Source organism: Cutibacterium avidum 44067, from assembly GCF_000367205.1.
GTDB lineage: Bacteria > Actinomycetota > Actinomycetes > Propionibacteriales > Propionibacteriaceae > Cutibacterium > Cutibacterium avidum.
In genome coordinates, this window is sequence record NC_021064.1 from 186,418 (window position 1) to 210,727 (window position 24,310).

The 24,310-nt window shown below is 63.2% G+C and carries 23 protein-coding genes; 17 read left to right on the top strand and 6 right to left on the bottom strand.

What is annotated here, in order from left to right; genetic code table 11:
* Positions 1–175: 175 nt before the first annotated feature.
* From PALO_RS00855 to clpB, 8 genes are all read left to right on the top strand, one after another.
* On the top strand, positions 176–1,360 hold the full coding sequence (locus tag PALO_RS00855; protein ID WP_036902056.1) for an Nramp family divalent metal transporter: 1,185 nt from the start codon (positions 176–178) through the stop codon (positions 1,358–1,360).
* Positions 1,361–1,418: 58 nt separating this feature from the next.
* Positions 1,419–1,928, top strand: coding sequence for a flavin reductase (locus PALO_RS00860; RefSeq protein WP_051048685.1), 510 nt, complete (start codon positions 1,419–1,421; stop codon positions 1,926–1,928).
* A 28-nt stretch (positions 1,929–1,956) separates the two neighbouring features.
* Positions 1,957–2,901 carry a fructose bisphosphate aldolase gene (locus tag PALO_RS00865; RefSeq protein WP_036901442.1) on the top strand — a complete coding sequence of 315 codons (945 nt, stop codon included), beginning with the start codon at positions 1,957–1,959 and terminating at the stop codon, positions 2,899–2,901.
* A gap of 163 nt (positions 2,902–3,064) precedes the next feature.
* Positions 3,065–3,814, top strand: a complete 750-nt coding sequence (locus PALO_RS00870) for an HAD-IIB family hydrolase (protein ID WP_015582061.1) — start codon at positions 3,065–3,067, stop codon at positions 3,812–3,814.
* A 445-nt stretch (positions 3,815–4,259) separates the two neighbouring features.
* On the top strand, positions 4,260–5,090 hold the full coding sequence (locus tag PALO_RS00875; protein WP_015582063.1) for a carbohydrate ABC transporter permease: 831 nt from the start codon (positions 4,260–4,262) through the stop codon (positions 5,088–5,090).
* Complete coding sequence (locus PALO_RS00880) at positions 5,087–5,986, top strand: carbohydrate ABC transporter permease (protein ID WP_015582064.1); 900 nt, start codon at positions 5,087–5,089, stop codon at positions 5,984–5,986. The genes PALO_RS00875 and PALO_RS00880 overlap by 4 nt, the downstream gene beginning before the upstream one ends.
* 102 nt (positions 5,987–6,088) lie before the next feature.
* Complete coding sequence (locus PALO_RS00885) at positions 6,089–7,453, top strand: ABC transporter substrate-binding protein (RefSeq protein WP_023031956.1); 1,365 nt, start codon at positions 6,089–6,091, stop codon at positions 7,451–7,453.
* Positions 7,454–7,688: 235 nt separating this feature from the next.
* The gene (gene clpB / locus PALO_RS00890) at positions 7,689–10,262 is read left to right on the top strand and encodes an ATP-dependent chaperone ClpB (protein WP_015582066.1); all 2,574 of its coding nucleotides are present in this window, start codon (positions 7,689–7,691) and stop codon (positions 10,260–10,262) included.
* 21 nt (positions 10,263–10,283) lie between these two features.
* Here clpB and PALO_RS00895 read toward each other — a convergent pair whose 3' ends face one another.
* On the bottom strand, positions 10,284–12,446 hold the full coding sequence (locus tag PALO_RS00895) for a LamG-like jellyroll fold domain-containing protein (protein ID WP_015582067.1): 2,163 nt from the start codon (positions 12,444–12,446) through the stop codon (positions 10,284–10,286).
* 245 nt (positions 12,447–12,691) lie between these two features.
* On the opposite strand from PALO_RS00895, the gene PALO_RS00900 reads away from it, so the two are divergent.
* Positions 12,692–13,522 carry a spermidine synthase gene (locus PALO_RS00900; protein ID WP_021107940.1) on the top strand — a complete coding sequence of 277 codons (831 nt, stop codon included), beginning with the start codon at positions 12,692–12,694 and terminating at the stop codon, positions 13,520–13,522.
* 111 nt (positions 13,523–13,633) lie between these two features.
* The gene (locus tag PALO_RS00905) at positions 13,634–14,128 is read left to right on the top strand and encodes a hypothetical protein (protein WP_171023502.1); all 495 of its coding nucleotides are present in this window, start codon (positions 13,634–13,636) and stop codon (positions 14,126–14,128) included.
* A 63-nt stretch (positions 14,129–14,191) separates the two neighbouring features.
* On the opposite strand, the gene PALO_RS00910 is transcribed toward PALO_RS00905, so the two are convergent.
* Positions 14,192–14,920, bottom strand: a complete 729-nt coding sequence (locus PALO_RS00910; RefSeq protein ID WP_015582070.1) for a DedA family protein — start codon at positions 14,918–14,920, stop codon at positions 14,192–14,194.
* A 112-nt stretch (positions 14,921–15,032) separates the two neighbouring features.
* On the opposite strand from PALO_RS00910, the gene PALO_RS00915 reads away from it, so the two are divergent.
* The 3 genes from PALO_RS00915 to fbaA all read left to right on the top strand — a co-directional run bounded on the left by PALO_RS00915 (position 15,033) and on the right by fbaA (position 17,388).
* A complete protein-coding gene (locus PALO_RS00915; protein ID WP_308982531.1) occupies positions 15,033–15,629 on the top strand; it encodes a TrmH family RNA methyltransferase in 597 nt (198 codons plus the stop codon).
* A 140-nt stretch (positions 15,630–15,769) separates the two neighbouring features.
* Positions 15,770–16,252, top strand: coding sequence for a hypothetical protein (locus PALO_RS00920; protein WP_036910131.1), 483 nt, complete (start codon positions 15,770–15,772; stop codon positions 16,250–16,252).
* A gap of 110 nt (positions 16,253–16,362) precedes the next feature.
* Positions 16,363–17,388 carry a class II fructose-bisphosphate aldolase gene (gene fbaA, locus PALO_RS00925; RefSeq protein WP_015582073.1) on the top strand — a complete coding sequence of 342 codons (1,026 nt, stop codon included), beginning with the start codon at positions 16,363–16,365 and terminating at the stop codon, positions 17,386–17,388.
* 59 nt (positions 17,389–17,447) lie between these two features.
* Here the strand turns inward: fbaA and PALO_RS11765 are convergent, their stop codons facing one another.
* The 3 genes from PALO_RS11765 to PALO_RS00935 all read right to left on the bottom strand — a co-directional run bounded on the left by PALO_RS11765 (position 17,448) and on the right by PALO_RS00935 (position 19,003).
* A complete protein-coding gene (locus tag PALO_RS11765; RefSeq protein WP_080634316.1) occupies positions 17,448–17,879 on the bottom strand; it encodes a hypothetical protein in 432 nt (143 codons plus the stop codon).
* A gap of 261 nt (positions 17,880–18,140) precedes the next feature.
* On the bottom strand, positions 18,141–18,650 hold the full coding sequence (locus PALO_RS00930) for a sulfurtransferase (RefSeq protein WP_161493745.1): 510 nt from the start codon (positions 18,648–18,650) through the stop codon (positions 18,141–18,143).
* Positions 18,651–18,673: 23 nt separating this feature from the next.
* Complete coding sequence (locus PALO_RS00935; protein ID WP_015582075.1) at positions 18,674–19,003, bottom strand: rhodanese-like domain-containing protein; 330 nt, start codon at positions 19,001–19,003, stop codon at positions 18,674–18,676.
* A gap of 130 nt (positions 19,004–19,133) precedes the next feature.
* On the opposite strand from PALO_RS00935, the gene PALO_RS00940 reads away from it, so the two are divergent.
* Genes PALO_RS00940 through PALO_RS00955 form a run of 4 tightly spaced genes read left to right on the top strand, consistent with a single transcriptional unit; the run spans position 19,134 to position 22,864 of the window.
* Entirely contained in the window at positions 19,134–20,627 is a 1,494-nt protein-coding gene (locus tag PALO_RS00940; RefSeq protein WP_004809245.1) for a methylmalonyl-CoA carboxytransferase subunit 5S, read from the top strand.
* A 15-nt stretch (positions 20,628–20,642) separates the two neighbouring features.
* Positions 20,643–22,217, top strand: coding sequence for an acyl-CoA carboxylase subunit beta (locus PALO_RS00945; RefSeq protein WP_004809243.1), 1,575 nt, complete (start codon positions 20,643–20,645; stop codon positions 22,215–22,217).
* A gap of 26 nt (positions 22,218–22,243) precedes the next feature.
* On the top strand, positions 22,244–22,486 hold the full coding sequence (locus PALO_RS00950; protein ID WP_004809241.1) for a hypothetical protein: 243 nt from the start codon (positions 22,244–22,246) through the stop codon (positions 22,484–22,486).
* 15 nt (positions 22,487–22,501) lie between these two features.
* On the top strand, positions 22,502–22,864 hold the full coding sequence (locus tag PALO_RS00955) for a biotin/lipoyl-containing protein (RefSeq protein ID WP_004809238.1): 363 nt from the start codon (positions 22,502–22,504) through the stop codon (positions 22,862–22,864).
* A 147-nt stretch (positions 22,865–23,011) separates the two neighbouring features.
* Here PALO_RS00955 and PALO_RS00960 read toward each other — a convergent pair whose 3' ends face one another.
* Positions 23,012–23,365 carry a L,D-transpeptidase gene (locus tag PALO_RS00960; RefSeq protein WP_036902046.1) on the bottom strand — a complete coding sequence of 118 codons (354 nt, stop codon included), beginning with the start codon at positions 23,363–23,365 and terminating at the stop codon, positions 23,012–23,014.
* Between the last annotated feature and the right edge of the window lie 945 nt (positions 23,366–24,310).

Below are 24,310 nucleotides of genomic sequence, written 5' to 3' on the forward strand. Positions count from 1 at the left end.
ACGGCCAGAAGGGATGAGCCACATCCTTCCGTCGGTGGATTTAAGGAGGATCCGACCATCCGTGACCGTTCAGCTCTCTCCGAAAACCTGGCCGTTGGTTGTGGCTCCGCTGGGAGGTCCGTGGCCGAGGGGCCATGATTGCGGTGTGCAGAACCGTTCCCGACTGATACGCCTGATGGGCCCGGCCTTCGTCGCGGCCGTGGCGTATGTCGATCCGGGGAACGTCGCCGCGAACCTCTCGGCAGGGGCTGGCTATGGCTACCTGCTGGTGTGGGTGCTGGTCGTCGCCAACGTCATGGCGATGCTGGTGCAATATCTGTCGGCCAAGCTGGGACTGGTCACTGGCCATTCCCTTCCTGAGCTCGTCGGGGACGCTCTACCACGTCGAAGCAGTCGGCTGGCCTTCTGGTTCCAGGCCGAGCTGGTCGCGGCTGCGACGGACCTGGCCGAGGTTATTGGTGGGGCAGTGGCCTTGGAGATGCTCTTCGGCCTACCACTGCTCGTCGGAGGTCTCATCACTGGGGCGCTGTCCCTGGCGATCCTGGCAATCCCGTCTCGTCACGGGCAGCGTACTTTCGAGATCGTCATCATCGGGATGCTCGTGGTCGTCGCCATTGGCTTCACGGCAGGACTGGCCTTCTCGCCCCTGTCGTGGAGCGGAATTGCCTCCGGCATGATCCCGAGGTTCGAAGGCACCGAAACGGTCATGTTGGCCACATCGATGCTGGGCGCCACCGTCATGCCACACGCGGTGTACATGCACTCCTCACTGGTGCGAGATCGTCACGGGGTGAATGATCGGCCGGGCCATATCTCCAGACTTCTCAAGGCGACGCGATGGGACGTCGCGGTCTCCCTGGTGTTGGCCGGATCGGTGAACATCGCGATGCTGCTGCTGGCAGCGGCGAGCTTGCAGGGAGTCGAGGGGATTGACGGCATCACCGAGGCCCACGCGGCCATCAGCTCCTCCTTGGGGTCGACGATCGGGGTCATCTTCGCCATCGGACTATTCGCGTCGGGGTTGGCCTCGACGTCGGTAGGTGCTTATGCCGGGGCCGAGATCATGGCAGGGCTGCTCCACATGAGAGTTCCCATGCTCGTCCGCCGGCTCGTGACGATCATCCCGGCCCTCATCATCCTGGCGTCGGGAGCGAATCCGACCAGGGCCCTCGTCCTCAGCCAGGTCCTCCTGAGCATGGGGTTGCCGCTGGCCCTCGTGCCACTGGCGCGGTTCACGGGGGACCGACGCTTGGTGGGTCAATGGGCGAATGGCCGCGTCATGTCCGTCATCTCGTGGACGGTCGTCGTCGCGGTGTCAGCTCTCAACGTCGTCCTCGTCGTCGCGACGATCATGAGGTGAATGATCCCTGAGTGAAACTGTCTGGCGTCCTTCGTGAGATTGATGACAAACTCAGGGCGTGACGACGCCGAACCCCACACCGAGCCTAACTCACGAATTGGCCACTGAGCTGGCGACCGCTTTCCGCGGACATCCCGCCGGCGTGGCAATCCTGACGACGATGGGTGCAGCTGGTCCGGAGGGGCTGACGGTGTCCTCCCTGGCATCGGTGTCAGTCGTGCCTGCCGTCGTCTCGGTGTCGATGGGTAATGGCTCGACGACCTTGGCGGCTCTGAAGGAGGGGGCCCGCGTCATCGTCCACATGCTTGATGCGGACCGGACCGATCTGGCAGATGCGTTCGCGGTACCCGGTGCGGACCACTTCGTCGGAACTGAGTGGATACCCAGCACTGAGGGAGCGCCGCAACTGAGTACCCCAGGCCCGGTTTTGCACGGTTTCGTCCAGGTGATGACCGATACCGGATCGGCCACGCTCATCGCCGTCACCGTTGATCGGATCGACATTGGAAACCGTCACGCTCCCGGCTTGGTGAGGATGGCGCGAGGATGGCACGAAATACCTCGCTAGGCTTTTCCGTCCGGCTTTTTCGGGTACGTTGGAAGACGCCATCGAAGTCGAAGGAGATGTCGCTATGACAGCTACTGATGCGTGCGCCCAGCAGACTGAACGTATGGGAACTGCGCCCGGATTCATTGCCGCTCTGGACCAGTCCGGAGGCTCCACACCGAAGGCTCTCAAGGCGTACGGGGTGGAGCCCGAGGTCTACGGCGACGACAAGGACAAGATGTTTGATCTCGTCCACGAGATGCGGACCAGGATCATCACCAGCCCGTCGTTCACCAGCGACCACATTCTCGCCGCGATTCTGTTCGAGATGACGATGGATCGTGAGATCGAGGGAATTCCCACCGGTGATTTCCTGTGGCAGAAGAAGGGCATCGTCCCCTTCCTCAAGATCGACAAGGGCTTGGCCGACGAGGAGTCCCACGTCCGCGTCATGAAGCCGATCCCCGGTCTTGACGAGCTCCTTCATCGCGCTGTCGAGGAGAAGCACATCTTTGGCACCAAGGAGCGCTCGGTCATTCTTGATGACGACAAGGACGGCATCAAGAAGATCGTCGATCAGCAGTTCGAGCTCGGTGAACAGGTCCGCGCCGCTGGCTTGGTGCCGATCCTCGAGCCCGAGGTCGACATCCACGCCCCGAACAAGCAGAAGGCGGAGGAGAGGCTGCACAACCTCATCCGTGAGCACATCGACGCCCTGCCTCTCGACGCCAGGATCATGCTGAAGCTGACGATTCCGACGACCGATGACCTGTACACCGATCTCATCGCGGATCCGAAGGTTCTTCGTGTTGTGGCTCTGTCCGGTGGCTACTCCCGTGAGGAGGCCAACGAGAAGCTGGCTCGCAACCACGGACTGATCGCGAGTTTCTCGCGTGCTCTCGCCGAGGGGCTGAGCCACGGCCAGTCCCAGGAGGAGTTCGACGAGACCCTCCGCAGCTCCATCGATTCGATTTACGCTGCTTCGGTGTCCTGACCCTTCGTCGTACGACGGGCCTGCGAGGAAACTCGCGGGCCCGTTGTCGTGACATGGGTGATGGCCCCGCCTCGTCACGCAGAGTGGCTCCGGTTGGACGCAAACGGCTTCGGAACAGGGTGAATGGTGGTGTGAAGGCCTGCCCGCCTTGTAGAGTGCTGCTGTGATTCCCAAACTTGTCGCGTTCGATCTGGACGACACCCTGGCCCCCTCGAAGACTCGTCTCCCTGAGCCCATGGCGCGCATCATGTCGCGGCTGCTGGATCACACCAGCGTCTGTGTCATCTCCGGCGGTCAGTTCGGCCAGTTCCGTACTCAGGTCGTCGAGGCCCTTGACGACGTCAATGCCTCCCGCCTGGATCGTCTCCACCTGCTGCCCGCCTGCGGCACCCAGTACTTCCGCTGCGTTGACGGCGAATGGCAGCGTATCTACGTCGAGGCGCTGACCGAGGACGAGAAGTCCCGCGCTATCGATGCCGTCGAGACCTGCGCCCGTGACCTGGGGTTGTGGGAGGAGCACACCTGGGGGCCGAGGTTGGAGGATCGAGAGTCCCAGATCACCTTCTCCGCCCTGGGGCAGCAGGCCCCCGTCGATGCCAAGAAGGCGTGGGATCCCAGCGGTGAGAAGAAGCTCAAGCTCCGCGAGGTCGTGGCGGCGAAGCTTCCGGACCTCGAGGTGCGCGCCGGCGGATCCACCTCCGTCGACATCACCCGCGTCGGCCGCGACAAGTCCTTTGGGTTGGGCAAGTTGCTCGCTGTGACGGGCCTGTCCAAGGAGGACGTGCTCTTCTACGGGGATCGCCTTGACGAGCACGGTAACGACTACCCCGTCAAGGTCATGGGCATCCCGTGCGTCGCCGTCACGGATTGGCAGGACACGGCTGACAAACTCGAAAAATTATTGTCTGACTAACAAGTTTCATACCTTCACGAAACTGCCTTTCGGCTGCCATGAAATGGTGTCATGACGCCACCTGAAGACCCCGTGTATCACGAAAAAGGGGTTCATTTTCGTGATCTTCCCGACAATTTGGCATAAGAGTTCATCTTGGGGCCTGGTCCATGTCATCTGATCATCGAGATGATGACATCTCGGCTTCCTAGTGTCCTTCCTTGGTGCTGCCTGTGAGAGAGCGGCAATGAGACCCCGAGGAGGGTGGGTGAACATCGGAGTCGACGAAGCCGTGCCGGTGGGCGTGACGTCGCCTGGAACGGTGACGTCACCGTCGTCGGACCCAGTGCCGCAAGCCAGGTCGACGGCCACCTCACAAATCACGTCCACGGCCACGCCACATCGAGTGCCCAGACGCCGCCCAAGCCGCAGAATGCGACGGGAGGCATTGCTCTTCCTGGCTTTCGTGGCCCCGAACGCGATCCTCATTGCACTGTTCGTCTACCGACCGTTCTTCCTGAACATCTACTACTCGGCTCTCGACTGGACCCTCGGTTCGGCCAATGCCACTTGGGTCGGGCTGCAGAACTACGTCGAGTTCTTCACTCGCGACGCCGGCACCGTCCTGACGACGACCCTCATCTTCACCGTCGCCACCGTCGGATTCTCTATGCTCATCGGCCTCGGCCTGGCCGTCGTCCTCAACCGTCAACTGGTGGGACGCAATGTCGCCCGAGCCGTCGTCTTCGCACCGTACGTCCTTTCCGGTGTGGGCATCGGCATGGTGTGGATGTTCATCTTCGACCCCGTCACCGGCGTCCTCTCCGCAATTCTGCGGGGAATGCACCTTCCGGTGCCGCAGTGGTTCAACAACCCGCATCTGGCTCTGGTGATGGTCATCATCGTCTACGTCTGGAAGAACCTCGGCTACTGCGCGGTCATCTACCTGGCAGCCCTGCAGGGCATTCCGCGCGATCTGCTCGAGGCGGCAGCACTCGACGGCGCCTCCCGTCGCCACACCTTCCGCTCGGTGGTCTGGCCGCTGCTGTCGCCGACGACCTTCTTCCTCGCCCTGACGACGATGTTGTCCTCCCTGCAGGCCTTCGACATCATCAAGATCATGACCCCGCTGGGTCAGGGCACCTCGACCCTCATGTACTCCTCGTACATCCAGGCTTTCGGAACGTACAACCGCGCCGGTTACTCGGCCGCTCAGTCGACGGTCCTCGTCGTCATCCTGCTCATCCTCACCGTCATCCAGATGCGCTTCCTCGAAAGGCAGGTGCACTACTCGTGAGCTTGAATGCTGCCGTTCGTCGCGCCGACATCCGCCGTCCTCACAAGGTCGACGAGTCGGTCGTGGGGGCCGAGTCCGGTGTTTCCAAGGCCTTCACGGGCTACCTGCCGATGATTCTGGCCGCCCTCATCGTCGTCCTGCCACTGCTGTGGATGGTGCTGGGATCCTTCAAGACCCCGTCCGAGATCGTCGGCCAGGACGTCGTCTGGTGGCCCCATCACTGGAGTTTCGACGCCTACCGTCAGGCCTCCCGGACCATCGACTTCCCGCAGCTGTTCCTCAACACCGTGATCGTCACCGCCATTGGCGCGACGGTCAAGCTCGTCCTGGCCTGTACCAGTGCCTATGCCTTCGCCTTCCTGCACTTCCCGGGACGCAAGATCATCTTCATCCTGGTTCTCGTCGCCCTCATGGTTCCCGCCCAGGTCTCCCTGGTCCCGAACTACGTCCTCATCTCCCAGCTCGGGGGAGTGAACACCTACTGGGGCATCATCTTCCCCGGCCTGGGTACGGCCTTCGGGACGTTCCTGTTACGTCAGCACTTCCTGTCCTTGCCGGGTGAGGTCATGGAGGCCGCTGAGGTCGACGGGGCTGGTCACATGACCCGGCTGTTCACGATGGTCATCCCGATGTCAGCTCCCGCCATCGCGACGGTCGCCCTGGTGACGATCGTCGACGAGTGGAACAACTACATCTGGCCGTTGGTCATCACCTCGGACACCTCACGGATGGTGCTCCCGGTGGGTCTGACCGCACTGCAGGCCGTCGACTCCGACGCCGGCGTCTACCCGATCCTCATGGCCGGTGCCGTCTTCGTCATCCTGCCAGTGCTCATCATCTTCGTCCTGCTCCAGCGTTACCTCGTCGCCGGACTCACCCAGGGCGCGGTCAAGTGACCTGCGTCCGCTGGTCCAGTGACGCTGCCGGTCTCCCTTCCGGCACGAGTTTCCATCCACTCCGTTTCCACGTTCGACTCGATCCACAAGGAGAGCATCACCGTGTCCGATCTCAATTCCATCAGCCGTCGTCGGCTGCTGACCATGGCGGCCCTCGGGGCCGGAACCCTCGGCCTGGCCGCGTGCTCGGGCCCCTCCGCCGTCAGCTCCTCCAGCAAGGGAGCCTCCAAGGCTGCCGAGAAGGTTGACTACGCCGACGTCAAGCCCGCCACCGACATCACCTTCTGGACCAACAATCCCGGGGGATCCGGTGACGTCACCAAGAAGATCTGCGACGATTTCAGGGCCAAGGAAGGGATCTCGGTCAAGATCGTCCCGGCCGGCTCCTCCTACGAGGAGGTTGCGCAGAAGTTCCAGACCGCGCTGACCGGCAAGGACACCCCTGACGTCATCATCGGTTCCGACGTCTGGTGGTTCCGCTACTACATGCAGGACGCCATCGCTCCGCTGGACGACCTGCTCAAGGCTGCCAAGGTTGACGTCTCGGTCTACCGCAAGGGCCTCATCGACGACTACTGCTACAAGGACAACCTGTACGCCCTGCCCTTCTCCCGCTCGACCCCGCTGTTTTACTACAACAAGAACCATTTCAAGGCTGCCGGTCTGCCCGACCGCGCCCCGAAGACCTGGGACGAGTGGAGGACCTGGGCCAAGAAGCTGCAGGACGCCAAGACCGGAGCTCAGCACGCCTACCAGTTCCCGTCGGTCACCGACTACGCCGGCTGGACCCTGCAGAACATCCTGTGGGGATACCGCGGCGGCTGGTCCAAGAAGGACTCCTTCGACATCATCTGTGACTCCGACGAGTCCATCGAGGCCCTGACGGTCGTTCGTGACGCGGTCCTCAAGGAGAAGTGGGCCGGAGTCTCCTCCAACGAGTCCACCGACGACATGGCTGCCGGCGCTTGCTCGGCCACCATCGGTTCCACCGGCTCGCTCGTCGGCGTCCAGAAGGCCGTCGGCAACAAGTTCGAGGTCGGCGTCGGGTTCCTGCCCGGTGGACCTGCCGTCGAGAAGCCGGTCTGCCCGACCGGTGGTGCCGGTGTGGCCATCTGCTCTCGCTCCAGCAAGGAGAAGCAGCTGGCCGCCGCCAAGTTCATCGGCTTCCTCACCAATGCCGAGAACACCGTCGATTTCTCCGCTGCCACCGGTTACATGCCGGTCTGCAACGATTCCGACACCTCCAAGCTGCTCAAGGAGAACCCGCTCATCGGTGAGGCCATCAAGCAGCTCGACGCCACCCGTCCGCAGGACTACGCTCGCGTCTTCCTGCCCGGTGGCGATCAGGAGATCGCCAAGGCCATCGCCTCGGTCATCCAGCAGGGTGCCGAGCTGAAGCCGGCCATGACCAAGCTGCGTTCCACCCTCGAGAACATCTACAACACTCAGGTGAAACCCCACCTGTGAGCGCGTCTCGACGGCTCCTGAGGCCGCCGCTGTCGCAGCGATGACAATCGGCGACGCCGTGCTGTTAGGTACGGCGTCGCCATATTGTGTCGGTGACATGGGGATCTGGTGGTTGTGACGTGGTGCGCTCCTCTGCTGTCGGCAGAGTTGAGTCGATGGGACTCAACCACACTTGACTGTGCAGCATGAAGGTCCATACTTGAGTCATAGCAACTCAACTTCAGCGAGGCAGGTAATGGACACCAATCTCACCACGATGAGCCGTGACGCGGTCACCGCCGCCACTCGGCACGCGTTGGCCCACGGGAATCCGTCCGTGGAGCCTTCGCATCTTCTCCATGCTCTTCTCACCATCCCGGACAACACCGTCGGCCCTCTGGTGGCTGGCCTGGGCATCGATCCGCAACGGGTTGACGCCGTCGCAACCACCGCCATGCGCGCCCTGCCATCGAGCTCGGGGGCATCCGTCGCCCAGCCACAGCTCTCGGGTGCCCTTGCTCGGGTGATTGCCGACGCACAGAACCGTGCTGAGGCCATGGGTGACTCCTTCGTCGCCACCGAACACCTCCTCATCTCCCTGACGGCGGTTCCCTCCGACGTCCAGAGCGGTCTCGCGGGTCTCGGCCTCAAGCCCGATTCCCTGGCGTCCGCCTTCAACGAGGGACGTGGTGACCGTCGCGTCACCTCCGAGGAGTCCGAGGGTGGAGAGTCCGCCCTGGCCAAGTACTCCGTCGATCTCACCGAGCGCGCTCGTTCTGGCAAGCTCGACCCAGTCATCGGTCGCGACCAGGAGATCCGTCGCGTCGTCCAGGTGCTGGCGCGACGCACCAAGAACAACCCAGTCCTCATCGGCGAGCCCGGCGTCGGCAAGACCGCCGTCGTCGAGGGGCTGGCTCAGCGAGTGGTGGCCGGGGACGTCCCCGACTCCCTGAAGGGTCGCCGGGTCGTCTCCCTGGACCTGTCCTCGATGGTCGCGGGCGCCAAGTACCGTGGTGAGTTCGAGGAACGTCTCAAGGCCGTCCTCAACGAGATCAAGGAGGCCGAGGGGCACGTCATCACCTTCATCGACGAGCTGCACACCGTCGTCGGTGCCGGAGCTTCTGGTGAAGGCGCCATGGACGCCGGCAACATGCTCAAGCCCATGCTGGCTCGCGGTGAGCTGCGGATGATCGGCGCGACCACCCTTGACGAGTACCGCGAGCACATCGAGAAGGACCCCGCCCTGGAACGTCGTTTCCAGCAGGTCTTCGTCGGTGAACCCTCGGTGGAGGACACCATCGCCATCCTGCGTGGTCTGCGGGCGCGTTACGAGGCCCATCACAAGGTGCGCATCACCGACGGTGCCCTCGTCGCGGCCGCCAGCCTGTCCAACCGGTACATCACCGCGCGTCAGCTCCCTGACAAGGCCATTGACCTGATTGACGAGGCTGCCTCCCGTCTTCGCATGGAGATCGACTCCTCCCCGGAGGAGATCGACACCCTGCGTCGTGAGGTCGACCGCATGAAGATGGAGATCTTCGCCGTCGAGAAGGAGGAGGACCCGGCCAGCAAGCAGCGTCTGCAGAGGCTGCGCGCCGAGATGGCCGGCAAGGAGGAGACCCTGCGCGGGCTCGAGACCCGCTGGGAGGCCGAGAAGGCCAGCCTCAATGAGGTCGGCGAGCTCAAGACCCGCATCGATCAGTTGCGCACCGCCGCCGAGAAGTACCAGCGTGAGGGTGACTTCGGCAAGGCCTCCGAGATCCTCTACGGCCAGATCCCGGCCCTGGAGAAGGAGGCTGAGGCGGCTGACAAGGCCGAGGAGAACGGCTCCCGGATGGTCTCCGAGGAGGTCGGCACCTCCGACATCGCCGAGGTCGTGTCCTCGTGGACCGGCATCCCCGTCGGTCGAATGATGCAGGGCGAGCAGGAGAAGTTGCTCCACATGGAGGAGCGTCTGCACGAACGCCTCATCGGTCAGGATCGCGCCGTCAAGACGGTGTCGGACGCGGTGCGTCGTTCCCGGGCGGGCATCTCCGACCCGAACCGGCCCACCGGGTCTTTCCTCTTCCTCGGACCGACCGGCGTCGGCAAGACCGAGCTGGCCAAGTCCCTGGCCCAGTTCCTCTTCGACGACGAGACCGCCATGGTCCGCATCGACATGAGCGAGTACATGGAGAAACACTCCGTCTCGCGCCTGGTCGGTGCCCCTCCGGGCTACGTCGGATACGAGGAGGGAGGCCAGCTCACCGAGGCCGTGCGGCGTCGTCCGTACTCGGTCATCCTCCTCGACGAGGTGGAGAAGGCCCATCCGGACGTTTTCAACATCCTGCTGCAGGTGCTCGATGACGGCCGTCTCACCGACGGTCAGGGTCGTACGGTCGACTTCCGAAACACCATCCTGGTACTGACGAGCAACCTCGGCAGCCAGTTCCTGTCGGATCCTGACCTCGACAACAAGGCCAAGCACGAAGCCGTCATGAATGCGGTGCGTGCGGCATTCCGTCCCGAGTTCCTGAACCGACTCGACGACGTCGTGATGTTCGACCCGCTCTCCCGTGAGGATCTTGCTCGGATCGTCGAGACGAACCTGGCCAAGTTGAACTCGAGGCTTGCTGATCGCAGGATCACCGTCGAGACCACTGATGCTGCGAAGGAGTGGCTAGCGACTACGGGATTCGATCCGGTTTACGGTGCCCGACCGCTGCGTCGTCTGGTGCAGACCACCATTGAGGACCAGTTGGCTCGCAAGGTGCTCTCCGGCCAGGTGCAGGACGGTGGCATCGTCACCTTCGACGTCGCCGCGGACTCCGACGGCCTGACGAGCCGATGACGGGTCAGCGATGTGCCGGTCTCAGCGACCGGTGCGCGGCAACCTCGACGGACGCGGGGCGCGGCGGCCCGGGAAGATCGACGGTGCCGTCACCGAGGGTCCAGACGATGGGGCCGCGGGCGATTGCGTCGAGGGTGTCGTTGCCGACGGGGTCGAGGATGCCGTTCCCGACGGGGTGGTGGTAGAGGTCGAGGTCGGCGTCGTGGAGGAAGACGGCGTGGGAGAAGACTTGGTGGCGCGCGCCGTGAGCCAATGCTCAGGCGTGGTCGGATGGTCGATGAAGCGCATCTCACCGATGAGCCCGAAGAAGCCCTTGTCCATGGCGCCGCCGTAAATGCTGCCTCCGATGATCCACGGCAGGTCGTCGAAGCCGTTGATGCCGTGGGCCTGCCCCTTGGTGCCGTACTGGTTGCGCAGCATGGGTACGCCATTGACGTACATGACGACCGAACCCTCGGCAGGGTCGTCGACGACCGCGATGTGGTACCACTTGCCCAGGTCGACGTCGCCGGACCAGTCAGAGTAGCCCATGCCGACGGGGGCGATGTCGGTGAACGCCCACTGGATCTCCTTGAGGCTTGAGATCGCCCCTGCCATCGGCGGCTCGTCCAGATCACTGTCGTCGGCACCGGGGACGTTGAAGTTCGGCAGGTCGTTGCGCGTGCCGCCTCGGCTCAGGAAGGCGCTCCAGTAGTTGGGGTCGCTGTAGTCCTTGTCGATATTGATGAAGGTTTCGAAGGTGTAGCCCTTCGTGAACCGTTCCTTGTTGATGGGGGCGTCCTTGCTCGTGGCGAAGTACGAGAAGTTGCCCTTGGACGCCGGTACGAGCTTGATGGCCTGCATGCCGGACGAGTAGTTCATGTGATCGTCGACGAGGGCGGCCGAGTCCGGTGCGAGGCCGGCCACCCTGAGCTTCATGTCGTTGCCGTTCTCGGTGATGTCCTTCTCGATGAGTTCCCCGTCGACCGACGTCGGCCGCCAGTGTGCCACGGTGCCGGGAACCTTGGGGTAGTCCTGATCGTTAACCGGTGGCACGAGCGGCAGCTCGGCGATCGGGGTAAAGGTCTTCAGAAGATGGTCGCGTAGCGCCTTGGTGGCCGAGGGAACCTCGCCGGTCGGGTGGAAGTCAGCGCCGAAGGAGGCGAACCGGGATGCGAAGTCGAAGTGCGTCGACCACGTGTCGCCGGGGCCCTCCAGCAGGGCGCGGTCCAAGGAGTTGGCCTTGGCTCCCTTGAGCGGCACCCACGGTGAGAAGGCCGTCTGCGACAACTGGTTGTGGGTGAAGTCGAACTCCATGAGTGCCATGAGTCCGTTGCCACCCTGGTAGGCCATCTGGTAGTCGAGGAGCTGCTGGAACACCGGCTGACCGGCGTCATTGGTGAGGATGCGGTTCGTCGCTCCGTGGTGGTGACCGTTGACGGTGAGGAACACCTGGTTGTGGGTCTTGACGAGGCGGTCCCAGATGCGCTGGCCGAAGGCGGTCGACAGGGCGGTCCCCTCAGGCGAGATGTCGATGATCTGGTGGGTCGTGATGATTGTCGGCACCGTCGGGTGGGCGTTGAGCACCGACTCGGCCCAGTCGAGGTCGGCAGTGTCGGAACCCCACGGGACGTTGACCGCCATCATCGGTACTCCGGCGACGGAGAATGCGTGCCAGTTGGACAGTCCGCTGGGGCCCATGGCCTTGAAACTGGGCGACGACTTCTGCCGAGACTTCGGGAACCACGTGCGGTAGTACTTGAAGTCGTTAGCGACGTCGTGGTTGCCGGGGATGATCGAGTACGGCACCTTGGCGTCGTCCATGATCTTCATGGCGCGGGAGGCGACGACGAACTGGTCCTCGTGGCCATCGCCGGACTGATCGACGACGTCACCCAAGTGGTGAGTCATCTCGATCCGGTAGGTCTTCGTGTTATCGGCGATCCACTTCGTCTGGCAGTCATACGGGTTGGGTAGTCCGGGGTACTGCTTGGTGAAGAGGTCGGCGGTGGCGACGCCGTATCGTGAATAGAACTGGGTGTCGGGCAGCAAGGCGATGCAGCCACGGATACCGGGCCCATCCTCGACCACCCCGGTGGTGGTGTAAGGGGCAGCGTTGGCTGGCCAGCCCTTGTGAACGGCTACCCCGGCCAGGGTGATGGCGGCCCCGCCCAGGATGAGGTGGCGACGACTGATCGACGACATGTGTATGACTCCTCGACACTCATGGCCGGACACTCCGTCACAGCCGCGCATTTCATCAGAGCAAACGGGTGCGACGGCGGTCCCACGGGTTTGTGAACGCGGGTGGACGAAAGGACGAACAGTCGGTGCGCGCCCGACGGGGGGTCGTCCCGGGCGGGCTCGCAACGCTGGACCAGGTCGCAACTGGACCAGCAGGGGAAAGGGTAGCGACGAATAGCGTCGACAGCCCCGATAGGGTCGAGCCCGTGCTTGCCCCTGACCCCCACCAGCGACACGAGCGTCTCGTGCCCGATCCAGACACCCCAGGAGCATGGATTGTCCGCGTCGGCGGGGCTGATCAGTCCTGGATTGACCCGGATGACCCCACTCATCTCGAGTTCGACTACACGGAACGCATCGCTGATCATCTCGATGTCCACCGCCCGGCGGGGGAGAGGATGCGCATCATTCACGTCGGCGGGGCAGGAATGTGTCTGGCACGGTACGTGGCATTCACCCGTCCGACGAGCCCGCAGATCGTCTGTGAGCCGGATACCGAGCTCACCGAGGAGGTGCGGCTCAAGGCCCCACTTCCGCCTCGTTCCGGGATCAAGGTGCGGCCCGTCGACGGACGCTCTGGGATCGCCGCCATGCGCGAGGACTTCGCTGACGTCGTCATCCTGGATGCCTTCGACGGTGCGAGGGTGCCCGCTGACCTGGTCACCGTCGAGTTCTTCACCGACGTCCTGCGTATCCTGCACACTGACGGCATCGTCGTGGCGAACCTGGCTGACTCGGCCCCTCTGGCCTGGACCAAGAGGGTCGTCAGGGCCGCTGAAGAAGTCTTTTCCAACGTCTGTCTGGCCGCAGAATCGTCGACCCTCAAGGGGCGTCGCTACGGCAACATCATCCTGGCGGGCTCGAACGGCCCCCTGTACGAGCAGGAACTGACGCGACGATGCAGCGGGGCCGCTTTCCCCTTCCGACTGATCAGTGGAGACGCCCTGACGAAACTTCTCGCGGGTGCCACGCCCTTTCGTGACGACGACGTCGAGCCGTCTCCCGGCCCTCCTGGCGGAGCGACCTTCTTCTCCTGAGACACCCGGACGGCTCTCTCCCACGTCGGTTTCGGGTGACATGATGGCGGCATGGCCAATTCCGCCCCTGACAGCAAGCCCAAGTACGGCCATGTGCCCTCGTTGCCAGACATGCCGTCAGCCATCGTCGTGGCACGGGTCATCGTCATCGGCTTCTCGGCGTTGTGGGCCCTCGTCGTCTGTGGCATGTGGGCAGCCGGGCGCAGCGAGAGCCAGACGACACTTGGTCCGGTCCTGACGTCGTTCGCCTTGGGCATGGATTCGGGAGGTTGGGTGCAGTACCTGCTCATCCCCCTGGCGGGTTGTGTTCTGACCGTGACTATGGGTCGTGGTCATGCCATCGACCGTTACCTGTTCACCGTGCTGTCCTTGGTGTGGATGTGGAGACTCTCGCGAGGCAGCGAGTTCATGAGAGGCTTTGACGTCATCGGAGTCATGACGGTGGCTGCCGTGCTGGCGACGGTCTGGAGCGGTCCCGTCAACGCGTGGGTCAAGGCCGTCGCGGAACGTGACAAGGTCATTGCCAACCCGCCGGAGGAAGGGTGGCTCGAACCGGGGCAGGGCCAGCCATGGCAGACCACGGTGGGTGGCAGACGAGTTCGATGAGCGCGAGAGAGGGGCTGGTCAGCATGATGCTGGACAGCCCCGCGTCACATCGTGAGCCGAGCGTCACTCGACGCGGGAACGCTCCGCCGACTGAGGCCGGCTGGCCTGGCCCTTGCGGCGGGCCTTGAGCCACTCGAAGAGCATCGGCAGCACCGACACCACGATGATGAGGAGCAGAGCCGCCTCGAAGTTGTTGCGGATGACGGGAATCTGTCCCAGGAAGTAACCGGCCTGCACGGCGATGAGCACCCAGAGGACGCCGCCGATGGCGGTGTAGGTGATGAATTTGCGGAAGTTCATCCGGCCCACGCCAGCAATCATCGTGACGAAGGTACGGACGATCGGCACGAATCGGGCGAGGATGAGGGCCACTGACCCGTGCTTGCGAAAGAAGTCGTGGGTGGTGTCGACGTGCTTGGGCGAGAACACCTTGCCCATGAACCCCTCTCGCTCCCGGAAGAGCTTGGGACCCACCACGTAACCGATCCAGTAACCGCAGATGTTTCCGGAAATGGCGCAGATGATGAGGACGAGGTTGACGACGACGAGGGTCGTCGCCGGGGGCCCGTAATGGACGAGTGGGACGGAGGAATTGACGCCCACGGCAGCAAACATTCCGAGGGCGAAGAGCAGAGAGTCTCCGGGCATGAAGAACACGGCCAGGCCGCATTCCACGAAGACGATCAGCGCGACGATCCACAGGGCTGCAGCACCGGCGCCCTGGATGATGGCTTGTGGGTCCATCCAGGCGGGGGTGAGCAGGGCGGGGAGGGTCATGAGGAGACTTGGCATGGGCCAAGACTATCTTTGGTTCGTGTGTGCCCCGACCGATGGCGGCCTCGCAGAGGCTCCCTCACTGCAGATTCCCAGTCAGAAGACGACCACAGTCGTAGGTGTCGGGCCGATGCCCGAACCATGGCCTGACGACCCAAGACTCGATCGGGAACTGTTGGCATCGGGGGATCGACGCAATGTCATCGATCGGTATCGATACTGGACGATGGAGGCCATCGTCGCTGACCTCGACACCCGACGTTCCCGGTTGCACGTGGCCATCCAGAACTGGGAGCACGACTTCAACATCGGTTCCGTGGTGCGCACCGCAAATGCCTTCAACGTCGCGGCTGTGCACATTCTGGGACGACGACGCTGGAACCGACGCGGTGCGATGGTGACCGATCGGTACTTGCACGTCTATCACCACCCGGACGTCCCCACCTTCCTGGAGTGGCTTGACGAACACGGCGTCACCCCTGTCGGCGTGGACAACCTGCCCGGGTCCGTGCCGCTGGAAACGGCAAGACTCCCGCAGGACTGTTGCTTGCTCTTCGGCTCCGAAGGCTCCGGACTGACCGACGAGGTCGTCGCAGGCTGCGACCAGTTGGTGGCCATCACCCAGTACGGATCAACTCGTTCGATGAATGCCGGAGCCGCTGCCGCGATCGCCATGTACGCCTGGACGACCCGGTGGTGCGAGGACCCAAACCCACCCACCGACTGAACAGGGAAACCGCGACCCCCTAGGCTCGTGCCATGAGCACACGACCCGCTGAGGACCCAGTACGACTGGTGGTGGCGTTCAATCCAGTGCCGAGTGCCTCCCGGGTTGCCCACCATCACGCGACGAGATTCCGCCTTGCCGTGCAAGCCCTCGTCGTCGTCATCATCGGTGGCCTGCTGTGGGCGTTGACGGCTGACGCCTTTGAACTGTCCACCGTGATGTGGATGTTCGGTGCCTGGGTGGTGCTGTTCCTGGTGCTCTTCGTCATTCAGAATCTGCGCCTGCACGCCGCGCGCAAGGATCTCCTCGACGTCGGGGAAGGGCCAGCTCTCATCGTCAACTCCGACGGTTTGAGCGTGCGACGGATACTGCGCACCGGGGAGGACGACTCCGTCGCACCGACCATGGACGAGATCGGCTGGAAGGACATGACGTCCATCAAGGTGGGTGGGTCGTCCATCGGGTCGGGCCCTGGGCTCGTCGTCCATGCTGACGATGACCGTCAGTGGGAGGTCCCGCTGTCCTGGCTGGATTGTCCGCCAGCAGACATCGACGCCGCGGTCTCAACAGCGTCGCGTGGCCGGGTGCGCGTCGAGCAGGCAGGGGTTGACACCGCCGACTGATGTGCGTTGCGCAGCACCTTTGAGCGTGCTGGAGTTCCGGACTGACATCACCCGGGTGGATGCGGAAGAATGAACTCTCGTCATCGCGAGTTCATACAGGAAGGCGCAATATGCCCATCGCAACACCCGAGGTCTATGGCGAGATGATCGATCGTGCGAAGCAGAAGGGCTTCGCCTACCCGGCCATCAACGTGACCTCCTCGCAGACCCTCAATGCGGCCCTCCAGGGCTTCACCGAGGCCGGCTCCGACGGCATCGTCCAGATCTCCACCGGTGGCGCCGAGTACGCCTCCGGGCAGAAGGTCAAGGAGATGGTGACCGGTGCCGTGGCACTGGCCGAGTACGCCCGAGTCGTGGCCAAGGACTACCCGGTGAACATCGCTCTCCACACTGACCACTGCCAGAAGGAGAAGCTCGACAAGTACGTCAACCCGCTCATCGCCATCTCCCAGGAGCGGGTGGACCGCGGCGAGGACCCGCTGTTCAACTCCCACATGTGGGACGGCTCGGCCATCGAGGTCGAGGAGAACCTCCAGATCGCCGAGGAGCTGCTCACCCGCACCTCGAAGGCCAAGATCATCCTGGAGATCGAGGTCGGTGCCGTCGGTGGCGAGGAGGACGGCGTCACCGGGGAGATCAACGAGAAGCTCTACACCACCGTCGCCGACGGCATGCGTACCCTCGAGGTGTTGGGCACCGGGGAGAAGGGGCGTTATATCACCGCGCTGACCTTCGGCAACGTCCACGGCGCCTACAAGCCGGGCTTCGTCAAGCTGCGTCCCGAGATCCTCAAGGAGATCCAGGACGAGTGCGGCAAGAAGTATGGCCAGGACAAGCCCTTCGACCTGGTGTTCCACGGCGGATCGGGATCGACCGCCCAGGAGATCGCTGATGCGGTGTCGTACGGAGTCATCAAGATGAATGTCGACACCGACACCCAGTACGCGTTCTCCCGTCCTGTCGTTGAGCACATGTTCAAGAACTACGACGGCATGCTGAAGATCGACGGGGAGGTCGGTAACAAGAAGATGTACGACCCCCGTGCGTGGGGCAAGAAGGCCGAGGCCGGGATGGCTGCCCGGATCGTCGAGGCCTGCGAACAGCTCGGTTCGAAGGGAACCTCGCTGAGCGCCTGAGTATGCCTGTGCAGAATCCCGGCCAGTCCTATGGTGAGGATTGGCCGGGATTCTTGGGCTCATCGGTGCGATGGCAGTGGTGGAGGTGGAGTGTCGTTGGCCCGCACTGTTGCGTTCCAGTCGACGAGCCACTTTCCATCAACGGGGGTCATGATAACGGTCATGATTGGTTCTGCTGTCGAACGTGCATAGATGTCCGCTGACCTTGTTGGAAGAGGCCCATCAGAAATAAGGATTCCTTCGTTTGGTGCGGCTTTGTCATCGTGGTAGGCCTTGAAAATAGCTTGGCCCCACTCTTTGGCTTTCTTGGAATGACCATCCCAGCCGGTATTGGGTGCGACGAGATCCTGAACGCGGCCGTTGTCAATAGCGTCAGGGGTTGATATGGCCTCGGCGAAGTAGGCCGCTATGGCGACATCACTTGGCTGAAGTTCGTCATCGTGATGCTGCACCAGAAGTGTGCCTCCAATCCCGGCAGCAGCAGCCACGATGGCACATACAAGATACGGTAGAACAGCTTTGATGTTCATTGATCTCTCCAGGCATTAGCTGAGTTCATGTCAAGTGAAGTGCCACATGTCGTGATAGTGTGATGCGAGTCTAGTGCGTTTACTCGTGAGCGCAAATGATCGGAGTTATCCGACTGATGAGATGTCGGATGGTGAACGTCAGTGTGTGGCGTTCCGTGCATGTGGTTGCGGCTGAGCCGTTGTCTCGGTGGGGGTGATGCTCGTAGTGACTATGACGGTGACTCACCCCTCGGTGACGACCGGGGTGTCTCCGGGCCGCGCCCACTCGCTCCACGAGCCGTCATAGATGCCGACGTCCTTGCGTCCGGCCAGGGTTGCGGCCAGCGCGATGACGCAAGCTGTCACACCGGAGCCGCACGTCGCGACGATGGGACGATCGCCCGCGGCATCGTTGACTAGCTGTTGCAAGTCCTCGACGGGGCGAATCCGGCCGTCGTCGATGACTTGGGTGTAAGGAAAGTTCGTTGCCGTCGGCATGTGACCGGCACGCAGCCCGACGCGGGGCTCCGCGACCGTTCCCGCAAACCGCTCGGCGGAGCGGGCATCGACGATGCGAGGAGAGTTCGGGTCATCCGAGGCGGCGATGATGCGTAGTACCTCCTCCTGGTCGAGGATGGCGCCGGGGACGGCAGTCAGGCTGACGTTCCCGGGTTTGGGGGTCGGGGTGATCTCGGTCGTCAGCCGTCCGCCGGCAGCCACCCAGCCAGCGTTCCCGCCCTCCAGGATCGACACATTGAAGAAACTGCAAGCGTGCATCATCCACCAGGGTCGGGCGGAGGCGAAGAGGAACTCGTCCTCGGTGACAACGACGTGGGAGTCCTCGTGACGTGGGAGTCCTCGTTAACCCCCAGTTCGCGCAGCCGTGCCTGGAACTGGTCCGCGGGCAGCATGGTGTGGGGCAGCCCGGTCGACTGGTCGCTCATCGAGCCGTCCAGGTCGAAGGGAAGGGCGCCCGGGATGTGTGGCACCCCGGGTCGGCAGGGGGACACGTCGACGACGATGATGCGGTCGGCGTCGGGGCCTTCAAGCAGTTGGGCGAGGGCGTTCGGGCTGACCACGGGAGTGGGGCACAAGGTCTCAGCCATGGTTGCATTATGTCACCGCCGATTCCACCCAGTAACACCATGGCGGGCATTTGGTCAGTTGAACATGGTTCAAGTGTGAAAAAGGGACCCACCTGCCCCTAACGCACTCGGCAAGTGGAATCATGAAGCTATGAGTCCGCGAAAGATTGGCGTTACCGAGCTCGTGCTCCGCGACGCGCATCAGAGCCTGCTTGCCACCCGTATGTCCATGGAGGACATGGTCGACGCTTGCGCCGACATCGATGCTGCCGGCTACTGGTCCGTAGAGTGCTGGGGCGGAGCTACCTTCGATTCCTGCATCCGTTTCCTCAACGAAGACCCGTGGGAGAGGCTGCGGACCTTCCGCAAGCTGATGCCCAACTCACGCCTGCAGATGCTGCTGCGTGGGCAGAACCTGCTGGGTTACCGTCACTACAACGACGAGGTCGTCGACAAATTCGTCGAGAAGTCCGCCGAGAACGGCATGGACGTCTTCCGTGTCTTCGACGCCCTCAACGACCCGCGTAACCTCGAGCACGCCATGTCTGCCGTCAAGAAGACCGGCAAGCATGCTCAGGGCACCATCTGCTACACCACCTCCCCGATTCACACCCCGGAGAGCTTCATCAAGCAGGCCGATCGCCTGATCGACATGGGTGCCGATTCGATCGCCTTCAAGGACATGGCGGCCCTCCTCAAGCCGCAGCCCGCCTTTGACATCATCAAGGGCATCAAGGAGAACCACCCCGACGTGCAGATCAACCTGCACTGCCACTCCACCACGGGTGTCACCCTGGTTACCCTGCAGAAGGCCATCGAGGCTGGCGTCGACGTCGTTGACACCGCCATTTCCTCGATGTCGCTCGGTCCGGGCCACAACCCGACCGAGTCCCTCGTCGAAATGCTCGAGGGCACCGAGTACACCACTGACCTCGACATGGATCGCCTCCTCAAGATCCGTGACCACTTCAAGAAGGTTCGTCCGAAGTACAAGAAGTTCGAGTCGAAGACGCTGGTCAACACCAACATCTTCCAGTCCCAGATCCCGGGCGGAATGCTCTCCAACATGGAGTCCCAGCTCGAGGCGCAGGGGGCTGGCGACCGCATGGATGAGGTCATGAAGGAGGTGCCGCGCGTCCGCAAGGATGCCGGTTACCCGCCGCTGGTCACCCCGTCCTCCCAGATCGTCGGAACCCAGGCCGTGTTCAACGTCCTCATGGGCAATGGCGAGTACAAGAACCTCACCGCCGAGTTCGCCGACCTGATGCTCGGCTACTACGGCAAGCCGATTGGTGAGCTCAACCCCGACATCGTCGAGATGGCCAAGAAGCAGACCGGCAAGGAGTCGATCGACTGCCGTCCCGCCGACCTGCTCGAGCCCGAGTGGGATGAGCTGGTTGAGCAGGCCAAGGGCCTCGAGGGCTTCGACGGCACCGACGAGGACGTTCTCACCAACGCCCTGTTCCCGGGAGTCGCCCCGAAGTTCCTCAAGGAGCGTCCGGAGGGCCCGAAGAGCGTCGCGATGACCGAGGCACAGCTGAAGGCCGAGAAGGAAGGCACCGGCGCTGCCGGCATCGCCGGACCGGTCAACTACAACGTGACGGTCGGTGGCAACAGCCACCAGGTGACCGTCGAGCCTGCGTGAGGATGATCGCCAACCATGGCTGAGAAGAAACCAATCAAGCTGGCCGACACCATGGCCGGCCGAATCGAGCAGCTTGCCGACGAGCGCCACAATGTGGAGCTCGGAGGCGGCGAAGCTCGACTCGAGAAGCAGCGTGATAAGGGCAAGCAAACTGCCCGCGAGCGCATCGACAACCTCGTCGACGCCTACTCCTTCGACGAGGTGGGTGCGTTCCGCAAGCACCGCACCACCCTCTTCGGCATGGACAAGGCCGAGGTTCCCGCCGACGGCGTCGTCACCGGTCGCGCGACCATTCACGGTCGCCCGGTGCACGTCGCCTCCCAGGACTTCACCGTCATGGGTGGTTCCGCTGGTGAGACCCAGTCGACCAAGGTCGTCGAGACGATGGAGCAGTCCCTGCTGACCGGCACCCCGTTCCTGTTCTTCTACGACTCGGGCGGCGCCCGAATCCAGGAGGGCATTGACTCGCTGTCCGGCTACGGCAAGATGTTCTACGCGAACGTCAAGCTGTCGGGCGTCGTGCCGCAGATCGCCATCATCGCCGGCCCCTGCGCCGGTGGCGCCTCCTACTCCCCGGCTCTCACCGACTTCATCATCATGACGAAGAAGGCCCACATGTTCATCACGGGCCCCGGAGTCATCAAGTCGGTCACTGGCGAGGAGGTCACCGCTGACGACCTGGGTGGTGCCGACGCGCACATGTCCACCTCGGGCAACATCCACTTCGTGGCCGAGGACGACGACGCCGCGGTGCTCATCGCGCAGAAGCTGCTGAGCTTCCTGCCGCAGAACAACACCGAGGACGCCCAGATCTCCAATCCCAACAACGACGTCTCCCCGCAGCCCGAGCTGCGCGAGATCGTTCCGTTGGATGGCAAGAAGGGCTACGACGTCCGCGACGTCATCGCCAAGATCGTCGACTGGGGCGATTATCTCGAGGTGAAGGCTGGCTGGGCGACCAACATCGTCACCGCCTTTGCTCGTGTCAACGGTCGTACCGTCGGCATCGTGGCCAACCAGCCGAAGGTCATGTCGGGCTGCCTCGACATCAATGCCTCCGACAAGGCTGCCGAGTTCATCACCTTCTGCGACTCCTTCAACATTCCGTTGGTGCAGTTGGTTGACGTTCCTGGTTTCCTGCCTGGTGTCCAGCAGGAGTACGGCGGCATCATTCGCCATGGCGCGAAGATGCTGTACGCCTACTCCGAGGCCACCGTCCCGAAGATCACCGTGGTGCTGCGCAAGGCATACGGCGGTTCCTACCTGGCCATGTGTAACCGTGACCTGGGTGCCGACGCCGTCTACGCCTGGCCGAGCGCGGAGATCGCAGTGATGGGTGCTGATGGCGCAGCCAACGTCATCTTCCGTCGCCAGATCAAGGAATCTGAGGATCCCGCAGCCACTCGCGCCGCGAAGATCGAGGAGTACCGCAACGCCTTCAACACGCCTTACGTGGCTGCTGCTCGTGGACAGGTTGATGACGTGATCGATCCCGCCGACACCCGTCGCAAGATCATCGCCGCTCTGGAGACCTACGCCACCAAGCGTCAGTCCCGTCCGGCCAAGAAGCACGGCGTCATGCCGTGCTGAGTGAAGAAGGCTGATGGGAGGACAAGATGAGTGAGAACAATGAACTCGTCATCGAGACGCTGAACAAGCGACTCGCAGCGCTGGAGGCCGAGGTTTCCCGGCTCAAGAAGACGAGCAAGGACGTTCCTGAGGACGTGCTCGCCGTCATCTGCGCCGCCGTTTCGGCTTACCTGGGCAACGACGGAAAGGTTCAGGCCGTCCGTTTCGCCCCGAGTGAGACCTGGGTCCGTCAGGGACGCAGGGCTCAGCAGAACCATTCGATTCGTTGACCTGGAGAAACTGACATGAAGCTCAAGGTGACCGTCAATGGCGTCGCTTACGACGTTGACGTTGACGTTGACAAGACCCCTAATACGCCGATGGCGCCGATCCTCTTCGGAGGCGGCTCCGGTGGCCCGATGAAGGCGTCCGGTGGCGGCGCCGGCAAGGCTGGAGAGGGCGAGGTTCCCGCTCCGTTGGCTGGCACCGTTGCCAAGATCCTCGTGGCCGAGGGTGACGCCGTCAAGGCTGGTCAGGTTCTCCTGACCCTCGAGGCCATGAAGATGGAGACCGAGATCAATGCCCCGGCGGATGGAACCGTCAAGGGCATCCTGGTGGCTGTTGGTGACGCCGTCCAGGGTGGCCAGGGCCTGGTGGCTCTGGGCTGATCCCCCGCACAGACCACAGTGGCGCCGCACCTTCAGGTGCGGTGCCACTGTCATGTTTCCGTGGCCGCCATGTTCTCGTGGTTGTCATTGGCCGAGGGCACGAGGACGGCCTGCCTCCAGGAGGAGGCAGGCCGTCCGTGTCTCAGATCACTTGAAGACGATCATCTTACGGCCGGTGGGGGTGTGGTTCCACAGCCACTTCAGGCCGGACATGTTGCGGATGTTGATGCAGCCGTGCGAGGCACCATTCCACCCACGACGGGAGAAGTCCGACGAGTAGTGGATGGCCTGACCACCGTGGAAGAACATCGAGTACGGCATCGGGGTCCCGTAGACACCCGACACGTGGTTCTTGTCCTTCCAGTACACGGTGTTGACGCCCTCAGCAGTGGGCTCGCTGGAGCGTCCGAAACGAGCGTCAAGGGTGATGAGGATGCGTCCGTTCTGGACCATCCACAACTTCCGCTGCTTCTTCGAGGCGCAGATGACGGTTCCCGTCATGCAGCGACGGTCGAGATGAGCACCCGAGTTGTTCATCGGGACGCTGACAGGTGCCGCGACGGGGCGGGAGGACACGGCAGTGGCCGGGATCCAGCTCTGCATGTTGTTGAACACGACCGGCATCCAACCGTTGCGATTCGGGCCGCGCCGGACGACGCGAGTGCCCTGGTGGGCCGTACCCATCGAGCGGAACGAGGTCGAGGCGCCAGCGCGCATCGTCTGGTCCTTCTTCACCCAGAAGGTTTGCGGACGGGTGGAGGTGACGGTGTTGCCTGGCAGCCAGCCCTGCTTGCCCTTGTAGAAGACTGGGGCCCAGCCATGGTGGTTCGGCCCACGGCGGACCATGACGGTCGTGGCATGGGTGCGTCCCATGGATCGGAAGGAGTTCGACGCGCCAGTACGCAGCTCGGTCTCGACGTAGATCCATTGAGTCTGGGGATGCCAGGTCGTCACCGTGTTGCCGGGGACCCAGCCCTGCGTGTTCTTGTACAGAACCGGGGCCCAGCCGTTGTAGTTGGGGCCACGACGAATCAGGGCGTGGGTGGGGGCAGTGCGTCCCATGGAGCGGAAGCTGGACGAGGCCCCGGTGCGCAGGTCTGCGGAGATGTAGGTCCACAAGGTCTGTGGCTTGTTGGTGGTCAGGGTATTGGTGGGGACCCATGCGTTGGTGCTTCCATGGCGTATCGGGGTCCAGCCGTTGCGCTCCTCGCCGTGGATGACGACCTGAGTGGTGGCCCGGATCTTGCCCATGGAGCGGAACTTGCTACTGGCGCCGGTGCGCAGATCGGTCGCGATGTAGATCCATGCTGTCTTCTCGATCTGGACCGCCCGCACAGCCGTGGAGACCGCCGCGTACGGGGTCGACTCGATGGAGGACTCCGGGGTGGCCGGTGAGCTCGGGGTTTCCGATGCGGCCGCCGAGGGGGTCGCATCGGAAGAGGGAGT